Here is a 17,888-nt window from a genome sequence, read left to right on the forward strand (position 1 = left end):
TCAAGAATCGGCGGATTATGCCAGAGCCCCCCAGCAAAACTCCACGCACACACTGCGCCCGCCGTCGGACCAGCGCACCTCGCTGCTCAATTGGCGCACCAGGCTCAGGCCTCGGCCAGACAGACGATCGAGATCCAGCGGCCGGGCCAGCATCTGCTCCACATCGAAACCCGGCCCGCTGTCTTCCAGGCGCAGGGTCATTTTGCCGCCCGCCTCGGTCGGCACCACTTGCACATGCACCCGCACGTAACCGCTGTTCAACTGGGCCAGGCGATCATTGCGCTGGCGATAATACTCGGCAAAACCCTCGGCATCGCGTTTTAGCCGCGAATCCAGGCCCAATACGCCATGTTCCAGGGCATTGGAGTACAGCTCGGCCATGACACTGTAGAGCGCCCCGCTCTGCTCGCGCAGGCCATGAATCTCCAGCAGCAGTTGCAGCAAATAGGGCAACGGGTTGTAACGCTTGAGCGTCTCGGCGCGAAACTCGAAGCTCACCGACCAATCCAGCGGGCATGACTGACCACTGTCGGCATACAGCGGCCCCGTCGCCCGCAACGACTGGCCGGCCTGCAGGGTAATCTCGACCATGCTTACGTCATCCCGCGCTTCGCCACGGAACGCCGCCAAGGCCTGCTCGATGTCCTCGAACAGTCGATTGGGCTGGCTGTTGGCTGCAAACACCTGCTGCAAGCGTTCGGCGCCAAACAATTGATCGTTGGCATCGGCGGTATCCAGCACGCCATCAGACAGCAGGAACACCCGATCACCCAACGCCATGGGCCAGACTTCGGTGCGGTCATCAAAGGCTTGCGCCGACAGCACCCCCAACGGCAAATGCCGCGATTGCAGCGGCGTACGCTTGCCGGTGGCGACCTCATGCACATAGCCGTCGGGCATGCCGCCGTTCCACACTTCCACCACCCGTCGCTCGGTGCTCAGGCACAACAGGGTGGCGCAGCAGAACATATCCACCGGCAGGATGCGCTTGAGCTTGGCGTTCATCTCCCGCAGGGTCTGCGCCAGGCCGTAGCCCTTGGCGGTCATGCCGTAGAACACTTCCGCCAAGGGCATGGCCCCCACCGCCGCCGGCAAACCGTGGCCGGTGAAATCGCCGAGCAATACGTGCATGTCGCCCGAAGGCGTGTAGGCCGCCAGCAGCAAATCGCCGTTGAACAGCGCATAGGGCGATTGCAGGTAGCGGATATTCGGCGCGGCGTTGATACAGCCGGAGTGGGCGACCTTGTCGAACACCGCCTTGGCCACCCGCTGTTCATGCAGCAAGTAGTCATGGTGCCTGGCGATCTGGTCGCGCTGTTGCAACACCGTAGCTTGCAGACGACGCAGGCGGTCCATGGCGTTGATCTTGGCTGCCAGGATCAGTTGGTTATAGGGCTTGGGCAGGAAGTCATCGCCGCCGGCATCCAGGCACTCGGCCAGGGCGGCGCTTTCGCGCAGGGAGGTGAGGAAAATAATGGGGACCAGTTCTTCCCCCGCCAGTTGCTTGATCCAGCGCGCGGCGCCGTAGCCATCCATCACCGGCATCAGTGCATCCATCAACACCAGTTGCGGGCGCTCGCGGGCAAAGACCTCAACGGCTTCCTCGCCGTTGGTGGCAGTAAGTACGTGATGACCCTGGCGCCGCACAATGGTCGACAGCAACAGAAGATCGGCGGCGTTGTCGTCGGCAATCAGGATCGTCAGCGGCTCAACCGCAGGGGCCAGGGCGCTCAATTGATATCGAACAGTTTGTCGAAATTGGAGATGGCGAGAATCTTGCGCACATCCGAACTGGTGTTGATCACGTTGACCTGCGCGTCATCCCCACCCGCGTGATCGCGCAGCAGCAAGAGCATGCCCAGGGCGGAACTGTCCATGTAGGTGGTTTCTTTCAGGTCGACCACGTACAGCTCAGGCACTTTGTAGAAGCGCTCGTAAGACTCACGAAACGTCTGGTGGCTGCCAAAGTCGAACCGGCCTTTGATTGCGATCGTCAACTTCTTCCCATCCAGGGATACTTCTGACTCGACTGACATACGACTGCTTCCTTGTCATTGGCATAAACACAAGGTGTAGCAGGCGAATGGGATACCAGCAACACAGCAAGTCAAATGTGGCAGCAAGCCCCCTCCCACATCAAGGCTGCTACAACATTCAGTACTGTGATTGGCGCGGCATGCGCTGGGACAACTCGTCCAGTAACTTCTGCTCACGCTTGTCTTCCAGCGCCCGCGCCTCGTCGATGTAGCGCTGCACCAGCTTGCGCAGGCCTTCGACGCGGGCAAACGCCTCTTGCCAGCTCTCGCGGGCTTTATCGAGGTTGTTCTGGTGCCAGGCCAGGCTTTGGCGCTGTTGGCCCACGGCGGTTTCCAGCTGGTTGAGAAAGCCCTGGTAACCCATCAGCCACTGGCCGGAAACGCCCTTAGTGCCGCGCTCGATCCACTGTTGCTGGTATTCGCCGCGAAAACGCTCCAGGTCGCCCAGCTTGCTTTCCGCCAGGCGCACTTGGCCTTGGAAGTAACCCAGGCGCTGGACGGCGGTTTTTTCGGCCTTTTCGGCCATGTCCACCACGGGAGCCAAGCGTGCGGCGCGGCTGTTGGCCATGACTTAACCGCCTGGCGCCGGGGCGAAGATCGACTGCAAATGCGCTTCGCTTTCACCCATGCTGATCTTGTCGTTGAGGCCCTGGCGCAGGTAGGTCACCAACTGCGGTTGCAGGGCGATAGCCAGGTCGGTGTCGCGGTCGCCGCCGGCCACGTAGGCGCCGACGCTGATCAGGTCGCGGCTCTGTTGATAGCGCGACCACAACTGCTTGAATTGTTGCGCACGGACCATATGCTCCGGCGTGACCACGGCTGGCATCACCCGGCTGATGGACGCTTCGATGTCGATGGCCGGGTAATGCCCTTCTTCGGCCAAACGGCGCGACAGCACAATGTGGCCGTCGAGCACACCCCGCGCCGAGTCGGCGATAGGGTCCTGCTGGTCATCGCCTTCGGACAACACGGTGTAGAACGCGGTGATCGAACCGCCACCGGCCTCGGCATTACCGGCGCGCTCCACCAGCTTGGGCAGCTTGGCGAACACCGACGGCGGGTAGCCCTTGGTGGCTGGCGGCTCGCCGATGGCCAGGGCGATTTCCCGCTGGGCCTGGGCAAAACGGGTGAGCGAGTCCATCAGCAACAGAACGTTCTTGCCCTTGTCGCGAAAATATTCGGCAATGCGCGTGCAATACATGGCGGCACGCAAGCGCATCAGCGGCGCATCGTCCGCCGGCGACGCCACCACCACCGAACGCTTGAGGCCTTCCTCACCGAGGCTGTGCTCGATGAATTCCTTCACTTCCCTGCCCCGCTCACCGATCAAGCCCACGACGATGATGTCGGCCTCGGTAAAGCGCGTCATCATGCCCAGCAACACCGACTTACCCACACCGGTACCGGCGAACAGGCCCAGGCGCTGGCCGCGACCGACCGTCAATAAACCGTTGATGCTGCGAATGCCCACGTCCAGCGGTACGCTGATGGGGTTGCGATTGAGCGGGTTGATGGTGGGACCGTCCATCGGCACCCAGTCTTCAGCCTTCATCCCGCCCTTGCCGTCCAGCGCACGACCGGCACCGTCAAGCACGCGGCCGAGCATGCTCATGCCCATCGGCAAGCGCCCGGTGTCGGCCAATGGCACCACGCGAGCGCCCGGGGCAATGCCGGCCAGGCTGCCGACGGGCATCAGGAAGATCTTGTTGCCGGAAAACCCCATCACCTCGGCTTCGACCTGCACCGGGTGGTAGCTGTCGTCGTTGATCACCATGCAGCGGCTGCCCATCGCGGCGCGCAAGCCCTCGGCTTCGAGGGTCAGGCCCACCATGCGCAACAATCGCCCTTCCAGGATCGGCTGGCCAGGCAGCTCGGTGGCCTCGGCGTAGCCGCCCAGGCGTTTGGCGAAGCTGGTGCGATCAAGGCGCATCAGGGGTGTCCAGGTCAACGCTCAAATCAGGCTCGGCCGGGTTCAGTACCTGCTCATGGACTTGATCCAGCAGCTTGGCCATGATCTGGCTGATACGGGTTTCCACCGTGGCATCGATACGGCTGTGTTCGGTCTCGACCCGGCAACCACCGGGCTGCAGCGCTGCGTCTTCGACGATGCGCCAGGTTTCTTCATGGCGCTCGCGCAGGGCTTTGACCTGCTCGAAGTCCTGCGGGTTGATGTACAGCCGCACATTACCGACGCCCAAAGGCAGCAGCTTGAGGGCTTCGCGCATCACGCTTTCAATATGGCTGGAATCGAGCACCAGTTCGCGCTGGATCACTTGGCGGGCGATGTGCTCCACCAGGCCGACCATGGCTTTTTCGATCTGCGAATCCTGCTCGGCGATGGGGTCGAACAACACGCCCATCAAGCGCTCCAGGCTGGCCAGCTTGACGCTCAGCGCCGCCTCGGCTTCTTGGCGCACCTTGAGGGTGGTGCTGCGAAAACCATCTTTTTCACCCGCGGCAAAACCTTCGTTGTAAGCCTCCTGGCGGATGCTTTCCAACTCTTCCAGGGTCAGTGGCTGGACTTCGTCCAGCGGCACTTCTTCCATTTCCACCGGCAACTCTTCGACCGGTTCCGGCTCAGGCTCGGGCACATGCGGGTCGAAGCTGGGCAACGACCAGATGTCGAACCCACCGACGTCCCGTGCGCGAATCAGATCGCTGGGCGCCTCATCTTTGTTCGACATGAGGGGCGCCTTAGATCATTTCTTCGCCGCCCTTCCCGCCGAGAACGATTTCTCCGGCTTCGGCCATACGGCGGGCAATGGTGAGGATTTCTTTCTGCGCGGTTTCCACATCGCTGACACGCACCGGGCCTTTGGCCTCCAGGTCGTCGCGCAACAGTTCGGAGGCGCGCTTGGACATGTTCTTGAAGATCTTCTCTTTGACGCCTTCGTCCGAGCCTTTGAGGGCAAGTACCAGCACATCGGAGGAGACTTCGCGCAGCAACGCCTGGATGCCACGGTCGTCGACATCGGAGAGGTTGTTGAACACGAACATGAGGTCTTCGATCTGGCCGGACAGGGTGTCGTCGATCTCGCGGATCGAGTCCATCAACTGGCCTTCGACCGAGCTGTCGAGGAAGTTCATGATGTCGGCCGCACGCTTGATACCGCCCAAGGTGGTCCGCGAGGCGTTCGAGTTACCCGAGAACTGCTTCTCGAGAATCGTGTTGAGTTCTTTCAGGGCCGCCGGCTGCACGGTGTTCAGCGACGACACGCGCAGGATGATGTCCAGGCGCACTTTATGGTCGAAGTGACCGAGCACTTCACCGGCCTGGTCAGGGTCGAGGTAGGCGACGACAATCGCCTGGATCTGCGGGTGCTCGAAGCGGATCACGTCGGCGACGGCGCGCGGCTCCATCCACTTGAGGCTGTCCAGGCCACTGGTGTTGCCACCCAGCAGGATGCGGTCGATCAGGCCGTTGGCCTTGTCTTCGCCCAGCGCCGAGGTGAGCATCTTGCGGATGTAGCTGTCGGAGCCGACGCCCAGGCTGGTCTGGTCGCCGACGATCTCGACGAACTCGCTCATCACCTGTTCGACCTGCTCACGGTGCACATTGCGCATTTGCGCCATGGCCACGCCCACTCGCTGGACCTCTTTGGGGCCCATGTGGCGCAGCACTTGGGCGGCGTCGGTTTCACCCAGGGACAGCAGCAGGACTGCGGCTTTGTCGACCTTGGTGAGTTTGGCAACAGCGGCTCGACTATCACTCATCTGCGTTAATCCACTCTTTCACGACCTGGGCCACACGACCTGGGTCTTCTGCTACCAGACTTTTGATTGCGTTCAACTGTGCGTCGTAACCTTCGCTAGGGCTTGGCAACAGAATGCTCTGCGGGCCACCCAGGCTGACGCGGTCGTTGGCCAGTTCGCCGTCCAGGCCGCCCATGCCACCCAACTCGACGTCGCTGCCGCCGAAGGCTGCCAGTTGCTTGTTCTTGCCGTTGCCGGTGATGTTGTTGAGCACCGGGCGCAGCACACCGAACACCAGCACCAGGATGAACAACACACCCAGCACTTGCTTGACGATGTCCCAGAACCACGGCTGGGTGTAGAACGCCGCTTCGGCGATCACTTCACCACGCTCGGCGGAGAACGGCATGTTGATCACGCTGACGCTGTCGCCACGGCTGGCGTCAAAACCGACGGCGTCCTGCACCAGACGCGTGAAGCGCGCCAATTCGTCGGCGCTCCACGGCGCACGGGTGATGGCGCCATCCGCCGCGTTGACCTTGACCTGATCATCGACCACCACCGACACCGACAGGCGATTGACGCGGCCTTGTTGCTGCTTGGTGTGGCTGATGGAGCGGTCGAGCTCGAAGTTCTTGGTGGACTGGTTGCGCTTGTCCGCCGGGTACGGGGCGAGCATTGGCTGGCCGGTGGCCGGGTCCATGATCTGCTGGCCGTTGGCGTCCAACAGTGGCTGGCCAGGCTGGATCGCAGCTGCGGCAGCAGCAGCGCCACCGGTGGTTTGCGGGGCCGACGCGGGGGCCGGTGGCTGGTTGCTCAGGGCACCCGGCACGCCTTGCGGCGGGCCATTGGCGGCGGTGCGTTGTTCGCTGGTGGACTGCTCGCTGCGCAGGGCCGGCTGGTCCGGGTTGAACTGCTCGGACGTCGACTCGACGGCGCTGAAGTCCACGTCGGCGGACACTTCAGCCTTGTAGCGGTCGTTGCCCAGCACCGGTTGCAGGATGTTGTGCACGCGCTGGGTCAGCATGCTTTCCATGCGGCGGCTGTAGTCGAACTGCTTGCCGGCCTGGGTCAGCGCGGAGTTCTCGGCCATGTCGGACAGCAGGTTGCCCTTCTGGTCGACCACGGTGATCTGCGACTTGCTCAGCTCAGGCACGCTGGTGGCCACCAGGTTGACGATCGCCAGCACCTGGCCAGGCTCCAGGGAGCGGCCGGAGAACAGCTCGACCAATACCGAAGCACTTGGCTTGCGTTCGTCACGCACAAACACCGAGCTTTTCGGAATGGCCAGGTGCACACGGGCACCCTTGACGTTGTTCAGGCTGGAGATGGTGCGGGCCAGTTCGCCTTCCAGGCCACGACGGTAGCGCGTGGCTTCCATGAACTGGCTGGTCCCGAGACCCTGATCCTTGTCGAGGATTTCAAAACCGATATTGCTGTCGGATGGCGTTACGCCAGCAGCCGCCAGCTTCATGCGCGCACGGGCCACGTCGTCGGCCTTGACCAGCAGCGCGCCGGAGTTGGGCTCCACGGTGTAAGCGATGTCGGCGGCGGCGAGGGTTTCCATGATCTGCTTGGAATCCATGCCCGCCAGGCTGCCGTACAGCGGGCGGTAATCGGGTTGCTGCGACCACAACACCACGGCAAAACCAATCGCCACGCTGGCAGCCAGGCCGACCATCAGGCCCACCTGACGCAACATGGTCATTTCCGAGAGGTTTTCCAGGAACGACAGGCCAAACAGCGGCGGCTTGCCGTCTGCCTTGGCGGGTACGTTGTCGGAGACTGCTTCTGCCATGACTTAACTCTCGCCCTTAAACCGGCATCTGCATGATGTCTTGATAGGCCTGAACCAGTTTGTTGCGCACCTGGGTCAGAGCCTGGAAGGAGACGCTGGCCTTTTGCGAGGCGACCATCACATCGGTGAGGTCCACGCCGCTTTTGCCGATCTCGAACGCGTTGGCCAACTGGCTGGAGGCTTGCTGGGTGTCACTGACTTTGTTGATGGCCTGGCCGAGCATGTCGGCGAAGCTGCTTTGGCCCAATTCCGGCGCTGGCGCGACGGATTTCGGTTGAGCCATGGCATCCATTTGCATGGAGCGCATATCCAACATCAACCGATTGAACTCAATACCCTGGCTCATGAACTTCTCTCTCCGACAACCCGTATTTTTTTGACGCTACGCCGCAATTACTAAGGGAGGTAGCAACAAGGGTGCCAGCTCTGGATCAACTCGTAAGAAAAGGCGACAAACCTTGTCAACCTTGTTACCAGCTAGGTCGCGAACAGATACGCCTCCACATCCATGCCAGCATCACGCATCTGCGCCAGCTTGTAGCGCAGGGTGCGCGGGCTGATGCCGAGGCGTTCGGCGGCCTCTTTGCGACGGCCACGCTCGGCGCGCAGGGTGTCGATGATCATCTGGAATTCACGACGACGCAGGTCATCGCCCAGGGCACCGGCGGACTCTGCCTCAGCCACCGCCGGCGCAGGCGCCAGTGTGGGTAATGGCGCGGCACCGCTGCCTACGGCCAGGCAGAAATCCTGGGGCTGGATCAAGCCGCCCTGCTGCAAAATCAAGGCCCGCTGAATGGCATTGTCCAGCTCCCGCACGTTGCCGGGCCACGGGTAGCTGATCAGGCAGGCTTGAGCCTCGGCCGACAGCCGCGCTTGGGCGTGCTTCATTTTTTTGACATGGTTGCTCAACAAGCGCTCGGCCAGCGGGACAATGTCGGCCGGGCGCTCACGCAGCGGGCGCCAAGCCAGCGGGAATACCGACAGCCGGTAGAACAAATCTTCACGAAAGCGCCCCGCCGCCACTTCACCGGCGAGGTCACGGTTGGTGGTGGCGACCACGCGGATATCCAATTGGATCGGCTTGCGTGCGCCCACGCGCTCCACTTCACGCTCTTGCAACACCCGCAGCAGCTTGGCTTGCAGGCCCAGGGGCATTTCCGAGATTTCATCGAGCAGGATGGTGCCGCCATCGGCTTGTTCGAACTTGCCCGCCTGGGCGGCGATGGCACCGGTGAAGGAGCCTTTTTCGTGGCCGAACAGCGTGGCTTCGAGCATGTTGTCGGGGATGGCCGCGCAGTTAATAGCGATAAACGGTTGTGTGGCACGGGTCGATTGCTGGTGGATGTAACGCGCCAGCACCTCTTTACCGGTGCCGGACTCGCCGGAGATCAGCACCGTGGAATCACTGCGCGCCACACGGGCCGCCAGCTCGAGCAATTGCGCACTGGCCGGCTCGAAGGCAATCGGGCCCTCGCTCTCGCTGGCCGGGATCACGCCCAAGGCATGCCGCGCCACCAACTCGATCAGCGCCTTGGGTTCAAAGGGCTTGACCAGGTAATCCGCCGCGCCCTGGCGCATCGCATCCACCGCACGCTCTACGGCGCCATGAGCGGTCATCAGCAGCACAGGCAACTGCGGCTGGCGCGCACGCAGCAGGGCCAGCAACTGGTGACCGTCCATGCCCGGCATGTTCACGTCACTGACCACCAGGCTGAAAGCCTCTTGCGCCACTGCCTCCAAGGCATCCTCGGCAGAACCGACCGCCCGGTAGTCATGGCCCGCCAACAGCAGCGTGTCAGCCAATGCTTCACGCAGGGCGCGATCGTCTTCCACCAACAGAACCTTGATAGCCATTACTTTTACTCCGCGCTTGCCGCGCACAAAAACAGCGGCAAGGTCATCAATGCACAGGTGCCACGCCCCACACGGGAATGCAGCTGCAATTCTCCCTGATGGGCACGTGCCACGGCCTTGACCACGGTCAGGCCGAGCCCGGTTCCGTTGGTCTTGGTGGTGAAAAAAGGTTCGCCCAGGCGCTTGAGCACCACCGGGTCGATACCGCTGCCGCTGTCGCTGATACACAACCGCAGGGTTTGCCCACGGTTGTACAGGTGCACCTTGAGCCGCGCGCCAGTGCTACTGGCCTGGACCGCGTTTTCGATCAGGTTGAGCAGCGAGCCCACGAGGGTGTCGCGGTTGCACAACAACTCGCCCAGGTGGCTGTCACACTGCCAGCGCACCTGGGTGTCTTGAATATGGGTGCTTGCAGCCGCTTGCAGGGCCTGCATCAATTGGGCGGGCGTCACGCGGTCGGTCAGCGGCAATTCGCCGCGGGCAAACACCAGCATGTCGCGCACCTGGTGCTCCAACTCGTGCAGGCGCTCCTTGAGCCGGCCGGCAAACCGCTGGTGAGTGGCGGCTGGCAATTGCTCATCAGTCAAATGACTGGCGTAGATCAATGCGGCGGACAACGGCGTACGGATCTGATGCGCCAAAGAAGCGACCATCCGCCCCAGCGACGACAAACGCTCGTGGCGCGCCAATTGGTCTTGCAGGTGACGGGTTTCAGTCAGGTCGTTGAGCAGCACCAACTGCCCCGGCTCCGCGTCCAGGGAACGGGTGGCGATGGACAGGCGGCGCCCGTCCTTGAGGGAGATTTCGTGACCATCGTCCTCACGCGGCGCAAAGCAGCGCGTGATGACGTGGCGCCACAGCTCGCCTTCGAGCGGCAGGCCGAGCATGTCGCACGCGGCAGGGTTGGCTTCACGCACACGGCCCTGGTCATCGATGACGATCACGCCACCGGGCAGCAGCGACAGCAGGTTTTGCAAACGGTTGGCCAGGCGTTCTTTCTCGGCCAACTCTTGCATGCGCTGGGCGCTGACCACTTCCAACTCGCCTTTAAGCTCCGAGACGCGGGCTTCGAGCAGGCTGTAGGAGTCAGTCAATTGGCTCGACATCTGGTTGAACAGCGAAAAAGCCTGTTCGAGACCCTGACGGCTTTGCTGCTCCACAGAGGGCATAAGTCCCGGGATAGACGGGCTGGAAGATTGCTGGGCGGCGTGGGGCATCATGCTCTCTCGCTGGCTGACCGTCAGTTAAACGGAACGTTGCGAGGGCTGTAGCAATACTTGTGCCGAAAAAAAACCGCTGATAAATCAGCGGTCTTTGGAATCAGGCGTCAATCATCCGCCTGTTCATCACCTTCCCGGCGGCTCATGCCGTACTTGCGCATCTTCTCCACCAGGGTGGTTCGACGGATGCGCAAGCGCTCGGCGGCGCGGGCGACGATGCCATTGGCGTCGTCCAGGGCCTGTTGGATCAAGCCTTGTTCCAGGTTGCCGAGGTAGTCTTTGAGGTCCAGGCCTTCCGGCGGCAACATGGCAGTAGAACCGAAGTCCGGGGTATGGCCGTTGATGGCCACCCGCTCTTCCATGTCACTGCGCAGGCTGTCGACCATCTGCTCGTCTTCGTCGTCGACGTAGCGGAATTTCTTCGGCAACTCGACCACGCCGATCACGCCGTAGGGGTGCATGATCGCCATGCGTTCCACCAGGTTGGCCAACTCGCGCACGTTGCCCGGCCAGCCGTGGCGGCACAGCGACATGATCGCGGCGGAGTTGAAGCGAATCGAGCCGCGCTTTTCGTGTTCCATGCGCGAGATCAGTTCGTTCATCAGCAGCGGGATGTCTTCCACGCGCTCACGCAGCGGCGCCATCTCGATCGGGAATACGTTGAGGCGGTAGTACAGGTCTTCGCGGAAGCTGCCGACCTCGATCATGCTCTCGAGGTTCTTGTGGGTGGCGGCGATGATGCGCACGTCGACGCTCTGGGTCTTGTTGCTGCCCACGCGCTCGAAGGTGCGCTCCTGCAATACACGCAGCAGCTTGACCTGCATCGGCAGCGGCATATCGCCGATTTCGTCGAGGAACAGCGTGCCGCCGTTGGCCAGCTCGAAACGCCCGGCACGGCTGGTGATCGCGCCGGTGAAGGCGCCCTTCTCGTGGCCGAACAATTCGCTTTCGAGCAGCTCTGCCGGGATCGCCCCGCAGTTGACCGGCACAAAAGGCCCGTCGCGGCGCTTGGAGTGGTAGTGCAGGTTGCGCGCGACCACTTCCTTGCCGGTGCCCGACTCGCCGAGGATCAGCACGCTGGCGTCGGTATCGGCCACTTGCTGCATCATCTGGCGCACATGCTGGATGGCGCGGCTGGTGCCGACCAGGCTACGGAACAGGTTGGGTTCGCGGTGGCGACCGCGCTCGCGGGCCTGGTCGTACATCTCGCGATAGACCTGGGCACGGTGCAGGGAATCCAGCAATTTGCTGTAGCTTGGGGGCATTTCCAGGCTGGAAAGTACGCGGCGGCGCTGGTCTTCCGGCAGCTCGACAGAAGAAATATCACCAATCAGCAAAACAGGAAGGAACTCATCCCAGGTAGACAGTGTCTTTAACAAGCCCAAAACTGCACCTGGAGCGTTTACCGTCCCGATCAGCACACAAATGACTTCACGGCTCGACGACAACGAGCTGGCCGCCTGCTGCCAATCATGGCTACCGCAGGGCAAATTTTCTTCGCCAAGAAAATTCAAAATCACCGCCAAGTCGCGGCGGCGGACGCTATCGTCATCGATCAGCAGAATTTTGGTTTCACGCCACATGCAATAGCAACTTCCCTAGTAAAACTTCCTGCCCCGAGATTGAGGGCAATCGAGGCGCCTGTAAGACTTCTTACCTTACTAGACGTCTGAAATCTGAAAACAGCACTAGTTAAGTCAAAAATGCTGGCACAGTCAAATATATGACGCGCCGTTCGGATTAACTGAGCCATTCAGCCGAACAGATGGTAAACCTTTGACGCATTTTTAGCTTGGTTGATCTGCGACATCTCTTCAAAAATAGCCTGCCTTTCGCCCGTCGTCACCTCCAGCAATTGCTGGTAGACCGCCAAGAGGCTCTCAAGCTTCTCGCGCAGCGCATCTTCGTCCACCGGCGCCTCACTGAGCACCTGCTCGATCACGTCGCGACAGCCCATATCCAGCTCGCCTATAGCGTCCCAGTTACGGTCCGCCAGCGCGCCCATCAGCGCCTCACGGGTTTCATCAATGCGTTGCAGTGCTTGGCTCATGACGTGTTCCTCAAGGCACCCAGGCCTTATTCTGCAGCGGCCTGTGGCGCGCCAATCGCATCCCAGCCTTCTTTTACGGTGATCATCAAACGGGCGACTTCGTCGATCATGTCGGCGTCGTTGTGCAGGTTGGCTTCCATCAGACGGTTGGTCATGTACGCGTACAGGCTTTCCAACTGCTGGACGTAGGCCGGGTTGTCACTTTTCTGTGCATCCAGGCCGTCACGCAGGCCGATCACGATATCGATGGCCTTGCCGAGCATCAGGCCCTTCTGGGCGATGTCGCCACGCGCCAGCGCGCCCTTGGCCTGGGCCATACGGTCCAGCCCGCCTTCCATCAGCATCTGCACCAGGCGATGCGGGCTGGCTTCGGAGATCTGAGCATGGGAATTGACCTTCTGGTATTGGCGAAGGGCTCTCATGGGATTCATGTTTCTACCTCGTGACGGGCGACAGCGGAAAGGATTCTAGTAACCAATATGTCGACGGGTTCGCAAAAAGCTTTAGCCCCAGTCGTCCCGCGATAAAAAAAGGCCAGGCAGATTGCCTGGCCTTCTTTTTAGACAGCAGCGGATCAAGTATTGGTTTTGGGATTGTTCAGCGCATTGAGCGTGGTCATGACGCTGGTGCTCTGCTGGCGCAATTGGGCGACCAGGGTGTCCATGGCGTTGTATTTGGCCGACAGACTGCTGGTGAGCAGGGTCATGCGCTCGTCGAGGGTTGACTGCTGCTTGGTCAGGTCCTTGAGTGTGTCGGACAAGGACGTGGAACGCGTAGCCAGGATGCCCGTCGTGGACTTGGCGTAATCATCAGTGGCGCTTTTCATACGCGCCAGCATGCCGTCAGGACCGCTGAACATACTGTTGATATCGGCTGCGTTGGTTTTTACCGCCGCGTCCCACTTTTTGTCGTCCAGGGTCAGCAAACCGTTGCTGGAACTGGTGGTGACACCAAATTGAGCCAGGGACTTGAACTGGCCTGTTCCCGACAACTGATTGAACTCGTTACGGATTGCCGCCTGCAACGAGCGCATGGTCGAGTCACCGGTGAGGCTTGCCGCCGTGGTGCTGCCATCCAGGTTGGTAGTGACCTTGGTCTCGGCGTTCATCGCAGTAATCAGCGCATTGTAGGTATCTACAAAACCCTTGACCCCTGACTTGAGTGCCGCATTGTTGGTGCTTACGGTAATCAGCGTGGCGTTTTTCACCGGCGGATCACTTGTGTCACCGGTTTTGACTGCCGATACGGCCACCAGCTTGATGTTCACACCACTCAAGGCGCCTTCAATGCTGTTGGTTTTCGAGACCGACGCAACACCATCAATGCTGTACTTGGCATCCAAAGGCTTATCGACCACTGTCGAGCCGGTGTCCAGGCCAGAATTACCCGACAGCGTCAGATCCGAGCCAGTGCCCATGGTGGTAGAGGTCAGGATCAACCTTGAACCATTGGAGTCGGTTTGGATGTTGGCGCTCAACCCTGACGTGCCGAACTGGGTATTGATTGAGTCACGAACCTGCTGCAGGGTCGCACCGGCAGGCACGCTCAGATCGTAAGCCTTGCCTGACTGAGTGATAGTCAGCGTGGTTGCCTTGTCAGTAGCGTTCACTACCGTCGAAGTGCCACCCGTGAAGTTCCTGGACGACAATTTCGACGCTTGAGCCAACTGGTCAACGATCAATCGGAAGCTGCCGTTGGAAGCCGTGTTACTGGCGGTCATGGTGGCGACCTTTTCATCCGAGGATGAGCCGCTCAACCCCGTAAAGCTCGAACTCGTTGTCATGGTGTCGAGCGCACCACGAAACGCATCCAGCGCCGCCTGAATCTTGCCGATCGAAGATAGCGTGGTGGTCGCCTTCTGAGACGCGGTATTGATCTGAGTTTGCTTGGGTACCTTTTCGGCATTCACCAAGGACGTCACGATTGCTTGCGTATCGATATTGGAACCGATACCACTTACCGTTGAACCCGCCATCATCTATCTCCTGTTCGGTGGCTGCCGTTATCTTGACTTATTACGCCTCAAGACCAGACAGCAACAAGTTTCATGCCAGCTCAGACCTTGTCGTCAAACAACAAGTTGCTTGCGCTGCTGAGGTTCTGTGCCAGCTTCAATGCTGTTTCCGACGGAATCTGGCGAATCACTTCACCATTGTCGGTATTGATTACCTTCACCACCACACGATGGGTGGAGTCATCAATGGAAAAGTCCAGGCTACGCTGGGTGGCCTGAACGAAATCGCGAATATCGGTGACTGCTTTTTCCAGGTCGGCGCGGGCGGGCTCTTGGCTGATCGCGGGCGTTGCCTGGACATTCACAACACTATTGTCAGTCACTACCTTGGCAGGTGCGCTTTGAGGTGCAACCGGCGGATAAGACTGGTTCAGCTTTACACTCATGTCCATGTCCAATCTCCTCTAAACCGAAAAAACGGAAGGGCACGTAGACGCGCCCTTCCGTTAGTTACCAAGCGCTGGGATTACTGAAGCAGCTTCAGTACAGCGGATGGCAGCTGGTTAGCCTGCGACAGGATCGCGGTGGAAGCCGATTGCAGGGTTTGTTGCTTGGTCAGTTCGGCGGTTTCGGAAGCGAAGTCGACGTCCTGAACGGTGGAACGTGCAGCGGTGGAGTTCTTCTGAATGTTCTGCAGGTTGTCTGCAGTGGTAGTCAGACGGTTCTGAGTAGCACCCAGGCCCGAACGAACGCTGTCGATAGTGCCGATGGCCTTGTCGATCACCGCCAGAGCGTTTTGGGCATTGGCGGAGTTGGTCACGTCGGTGTCAGAGATATTTGTCTTGACCGAAGAGGCAGTTGGGTTGCCGAACAGCTGAGAAACACCGTCAGCAGCACCAGTAGCAGTACTTTGGCCCAGGGAGTAACCCTTGGCGGAATCCAGGGAAATCTGACCAGTGACAACATAATCACCAGTAGTCAGAGCCTGAGGAGTTTCCACGCCAGCAGCAGCTTGGTACTTACCTTGACCATCTTTGGAGTTGACGGAGATCGCAGCCGAGTCGGTACCGCTGGTGAATTTCAGGTTTTCGCCAGAATCGGACTTCACTTCTAGGGTGTTGTTTACTTCGTCGAAGTTGACAGTGATACCCAACTTCGCGGAGTTGGATTTCAGTTGGTCAGCCAGGCTAGCAGTGTCAGTTACGCCGACGAAGTTAACAGCTGCGCCATTGCCGACAGACAGCTGGAAGTTTGCTGGTTTACCGGCAACAGCTGGAGTAGTGACAGCACCAGTACCGTCAAGAATAGCTGGGGTGCCCTTAGTGACAACCTCGTCTACTGTGAATTTCACTTCAGTGCTGGCAGTAGCGCTCAGACCACCGATTGCACCGTTGAGCTGAGCAGCAATGTCTTTTGCAGAAGCACTAGCCAGATAGCTGATATCTTTGGTCTGGCCGTTACCGGTAACACTGATATCCCCTTTCACGAGACCAGTAGCATCGATCTTGACGGCCGAGCTTTTGATCTGTTGCGAACCAATTTTATTGGCTGCAACGTTCTCCAGGCTCAGGTTGATGGTTTCGTTAGCGTTGGCGCCAACCTGGATCGCTTTGGTGCCGTATGAACCGTCCAGCAACTTCTGGCCGCCGAAAGTGGTGGTGGCGGAAATTCGGGTCAGTTCCGAAGTCAGAGCCTGGTATTCGTCGTTGTTCGACTTACGGTCGTCAGCGCTCAGGGAACCGGTAGCGGAAGACAGAGCCAGGGTACGCATTTTTTGCAGGATGTCGGTCGAAGCCTGCATCGCGCCTTCAGCGGTCTGAGCGATGGAGATACCGTCGTTCACGTTTTTTACTGCTTGGCCCAGGCCGTTGATTTGGCTGGTCAGGCGGTTAGCGATCTGCAGGCCGGCAGCGTCGTCTTTAGCGCTGTTGATACGCAGGCCGGAAGACAGGCGCTGCATGGAAGTGGCCAGGGCGCCGCCAGCTTTGTTCAGGTTGCCCTGAGTAGTGATCGAAGCAATGTTGGTGTTTACTGTTAAAGCCATGACGAAATCCTCGTTGGATGAATACTGCGGCTTCCGGCCCTGGCAACCGCCGGGTGTGGCCTGAGAACCTACGTAATAGTTATCGTCGTGGTGGGCAGTTGCTTGAGGATTTTTTTGATTTTTTTTACTGGCGCCGTGCCACCCTTTGCAATTCAAGGGCTTACACAGGCCCAAAACCCTTATTTCATTGGCTTTTCTGGCGCCAAATAAAAAACGCCGATGACCTTTCGATCATCGGCGTTTTTTATGCAGCCTATTAAAGCGTCACGGGCGATAGAGAATCGCCGAGCCCCACGACAGCCCCACACCAAAACCACTAATAGCCACACGCTTCCAGGTAGCGTCCATTACATGCTTTTCCAGCAGCAGCGGAATGCTCGACGACACGGTGTTGCCGGTCTCGACCATGTCCTTGATGAACTTCTCCACCGGTGCGTCTTCGAAGCGACGGGCCACGGCGTCGACAATCGCCGCACTGCCCTGGTGGATGCAGAACGCATCGATCTCATCGGCCGCCAGGTTCGACTCGTCGAGCAGCTCGTGCAAATGCGCCGGCACCTTGAGCAAGGCGAAGTTGAACACCTGGCGGCCGTTCATGAAGAACACGCCATCGCTGACCTTCAAGTGCGGCGCGCCGGAACCGTCGGTGCCGAACTTGGACTTGCCCAGCAACCACGGCGCGTCTTCGCCCATCCAGGTGGCGGTGGCAGCGTCGCCGAACAGCATGGTGGTGTTGCGGTCTTGCGGGTCGACGATCTTCGAATACGGGTCAGCGGTGATCAGCAGGCCGTTTTTCAGGCCCGTGGCTTCCATGAAGCCCTTCATCGCGTAGATGCCATAGACGTAGCCGGAGCAGCCCAGAGAGATATCAAAGGCAGCAACGTGGGTCGGCAGGCCCAGTTTGTCCTGGACGATGGCGGCCGTGTGGGGCAAACCCTCTTCATCACCGTTCTGGGTGACGACGATCAGCGCGTCAATCGATTCGCGCTTCAGATCCGGGTTGTTGGCAAACAAAGCGTTGACCGCCTCGACACACAGATCGGAAGTTTCCTGCGCGGCTTCCTTGCGCGGCAGGAACGCCGAACCGATCTTGCCAATGATGAACTCTTCATCCTTGGCGAACTTGGCACCCTGGGCGTAGTTATCGATCCCGTCTGCCGGCACGTAACTGGCGATGCTTTTTATGCCAATCATTGTGGCTTCCCAATACTAAATAGCTGGAGAACACCCCGAGGACTG

At 59.9% G+C, this 17,888-nt stretch carries 17 protein-coding genes; all 17 read right to left on the minus strand.

All coding sequences use genetic code 11. The annotated features are described in order from the left end of the window. Window positions 1–15: 15 nt before the first annotated feature. Window positions 16–1,734, minus strand: coding sequence for a fused response regulator/phosphatase (locus tag PspS35_RS20720; RefSeq protein ID WP_159936591.1), 1,719 nt, complete (start codon window positions 1,732–1,734; stop codon window positions 16–18). Continuing rightward, window positions 1,731–2,036: an STAS domain-containing protein gene (locus PspS35_RS20725; RefSeq protein WP_159936592.1), complete on the minus strand. Its 306-nt coding sequence runs from the start codon at window positions 2,034–2,036 to the stop codon at window positions 1,731–1,733. Before PspS35_RS20725 ends, PspS35_RS20720 begins: the two co-directional genes overlap by 4 nt. A 118-nt stretch (window positions 2,037–2,154) precedes the next feature. Continuing rightward, window positions 2,155–2,604 (minus strand): flagellar export protein FliJ, encoded by a 450-nt coding sequence (gene fliJ / locus PspS35_RS20730; protein WP_159936593.1) that lies wholly within the window; start codon window positions 2,602–2,604, stop codon window positions 2,155–2,157. 3 nt (window positions 2,605–2,607) lie between these two features. Further along, a complete protein-coding gene (fliI, locus tag PspS35_RS20735; protein WP_159936594.1) occupies window positions 2,608–3,966 on the minus strand; it encodes a flagellar protein export ATPase FliI in 1,359 nt (452 codons plus the stop codon). Then, window positions 3,956–4,720: a flagellar assembly protein FliH gene (gene fliH, locus PspS35_RS20740; protein WP_159936595.1), complete on the minus strand. Its 765-nt coding sequence runs from the start codon at window positions 4,718–4,720 to the stop codon at window positions 3,956–3,958. Before fliH ends, fliI begins: the two co-directional genes overlap by 11 nt. Before the next feature lie 10 nt (window positions 4,721–4,730). After that, window positions 4,731–5,750 (minus strand): flagellar motor switch protein FliG, encoded by a 1,020-nt coding sequence (gene fliG, locus PspS35_RS20745; protein WP_159936596.1) that lies wholly within the window; start codon window positions 5,748–5,750, stop codon window positions 4,731–4,733. Continuing rightward, window positions 5,743–7,527 carry a flagellar basal-body MS-ring/collar protein FliF gene (gene fliF, locus PspS35_RS20750; protein WP_159936597.1) on the minus strand — a complete coding sequence of 595 codons (1,785 nt, stop codon included), beginning with the start codon at window positions 7,525–7,527 and terminating at the stop codon, window positions 5,743–5,745. Before fliF ends, fliG begins: the two co-directional genes overlap by 8 nt. A 16-nt stretch (window positions 7,528–7,543) precedes the next feature. Then, on the minus strand, window positions 7,544–7,873 hold the full coding sequence (gene fliE / locus PspS35_RS20755; protein WP_015885194.1) for a flagellar hook-basal body complex protein FliE: 330 nt from the start codon (window positions 7,871–7,873) through the stop codon (window positions 7,544–7,546). A 131-nt stretch (window positions 7,874–8,004) separates the two neighbouring features. Next, window positions 8,005–9,381: a sigma-54 dependent transcriptional regulator gene (locus PspS35_RS20760; RefSeq protein ID WP_159936598.1), complete on the minus strand. Its 1,377-nt coding sequence runs from the start codon at window positions 9,379–9,381 to the stop codon at window positions 8,005–8,007. Window positions 9,382–9,386: 5 nt separating this feature from the next. Continuing rightward, window positions 9,387–10,550: an ATP-binding protein gene (locus PspS35_RS20765; RefSeq protein WP_174244884.1), complete on the minus strand. Its 1,164-nt coding sequence runs from the start codon at window positions 10,548–10,550 to the stop codon at window positions 9,387–9,389. 158 nt (window positions 10,551–10,708) lie between these two features. Beyond that, the gene (locus PspS35_RS20770) at window positions 10,709–12,184 is read right to left on the minus strand and encodes a sigma-54 dependent transcriptional regulator (protein WP_159936599.1); all 1,476 of its coding nucleotides are present in this window, start codon (window positions 12,182–12,184) and stop codon (window positions 10,709–10,711) included. Window positions 12,185–12,354: 170 nt separating this feature from the next. Then, entirely contained in the window at window positions 12,355–12,651 is a 297-nt protein-coding gene (gene fliT, locus PspS35_RS20775) for a flagellar protein FliT (RefSeq protein ID WP_028617332.1), read from the minus strand. 26 nt (window positions 12,652–12,677) lie between these two features. Continuing rightward, complete coding sequence (gene fliS / locus PspS35_RS20780) at window positions 12,678–13,082, minus strand: flagellar export chaperone FliS (RefSeq protein WP_159936600.1); 405 nt, start codon at window positions 13,080–13,082, stop codon at window positions 12,678–12,680. 143 nt (window positions 13,083–13,225) lie between these two features. Further along, window positions 13,226–14,626 carry a flagellar filament capping protein FliD gene (fliD, locus tag PspS35_RS20785; RefSeq protein WP_159936601.1) on the minus strand — a complete coding sequence of 467 codons (1,401 nt, stop codon included), beginning with the start codon at window positions 14,624–14,626 and terminating at the stop codon, window positions 13,226–13,228. A gap of 80 nt (window positions 14,627–14,706) precedes the next feature. Next, the gene (locus PspS35_RS20790) at window positions 14,707–15,057 is read right to left on the minus strand and encodes a flagellar protein FlaG (RefSeq protein WP_159936602.1); all 351 of its coding nucleotides are present in this window, start codon (window positions 15,055–15,057) and stop codon (window positions 14,707–14,709) included. Between the two features lie 74 nt (window positions 15,058–15,131). Beyond that, complete coding sequence (locus PspS35_RS20795) at window positions 15,132–16,649, minus strand: flagellin (RefSeq protein ID WP_159936603.1); 1,518 nt, start codon at window positions 16,647–16,649, stop codon at window positions 15,132–15,134. Between the two features lie 264 nt (window positions 16,650–16,913). Further along, window positions 16,914–17,843, minus strand: a complete 930-nt coding sequence (locus PspS35_RS20800) for a ketoacyl-ACP synthase III (protein WP_159936604.1) — start codon at window positions 17,841–17,843, stop codon at window positions 16,914–16,916. Window positions 17,844–17,888: the final 45 nt, after the last annotated feature.

Source organism: Pseudomonas sp. S35, from assembly GCF_009866765.1.
Classification (GTDB): Bacteria; Pseudomonadota; Gammaproteobacteria; order Pseudomonadales; family Pseudomonadaceae; genus Aquipseudomonas.

Bases quoted from the DNA above. Each gene is read 5' to 3' on its own strand.
- PspS35_RS20725 (WP_159936592.1), bottom strand. From the start codon at position 2,036: ATGTCAGTCGAGTCAGAAGTATCCCTGGATGGGAAGAAGTTGACGATC.
- fliJ (WP_159936593.1), bottom strand. From the start codon at position 2,604: ATGGCCAACAGCCGCGCCGCACGCTTGGCTCCCGTGGTGGACATGGCC.
- fliI (WP_159936594.1), bottom strand. From the start codon at position 3,966: ATGCGCCTTGATCGCACCAGCTTCGCCAAACGCCTGGGCGGCTACGCC.
- fliH (WP_159936595.1), bottom strand. From the start codon at position 4,720: ATGTCGAACAAAGATGAGGCGCCCAGCGATCTGATTCGCGCACGGGAC.
- fliG (WP_159936596.1), bottom strand. From the start codon at position 5,750: ATGAGTGATAGTCGAGCCGCTGTTGCCAAACTCACCAAGGTCGACAAA.
- fliF (WP_159936597.1), bottom strand. From the start codon at position 7,527: ATGGCAGAAGCAGTCTCCGACAACGTACCCGCCAAGGCAGACGGCAAG.
- fliE (WP_015885194.1), bottom strand. From the start codon at position 7,873: ATGAGCCAGGGTATTGAGTTCAATCGGTTGATGTTGGATATGCGCTCC.
- PspS35_RS20760 (WP_159936598.1), bottom strand. From the start codon at position 9,381: ATGGCTATCAAGGTTCTGTTGGTGGAAGACGATCGCGCCCTGCGTGAA.
- PspS35_RS20765 (WP_174244884.1), bottom strand. From the start codon at position 10,550: ATGCCCTCTGTGGAGCAGCAAAGCCGTCAGGGTCTCGAACAGGCTTTT.
- PspS35_RS20770 (WP_159936599.1), bottom strand. From the start codon at position 12,184: ATGTGGCGTGAAACCAAAATTCTGCTGATCGATGACGATAGCGTCCGC.
- fliT (WP_028617332.1), bottom strand. From the start codon at position 12,651: ATGAGCCAAGCACTGCAACGCATTGATGAAACCCGTGAGGCGCTGATG.
- fliS (WP_159936600.1), bottom strand. From the start codon at position 13,082: ATGAATCCCATGAGAGCCCTTCGCCAATACCAGAAGGTCAATTCCCAT.
- fliD (WP_159936601.1), bottom strand. From the start codon at position 14,626: ATGGCGGGTTCAACGGTAAGTGGTATCGGTTCCAATATCGATACGCAA.
- PspS35_RS20790 (WP_159936602.1), bottom strand. From the start codon at position 15,057: ATGGACATGAGTGTAAAGCTGAACCAGTCTTATCCGCCGGTTGCACCT.
- PspS35_RS20795 (WP_159936603.1), bottom strand. From the start codon at position 16,649: ATGGCTTTAACAGTAAACACCAACATTGCTTCGATCACTACTCAGGGC.
- PspS35_RS20800 (WP_159936604.1), bottom strand. From the start codon at position 17,843: ATGATTGGCATAAAAAGCATCGCCAGTTACGTGCCGGCAGACGGGATC.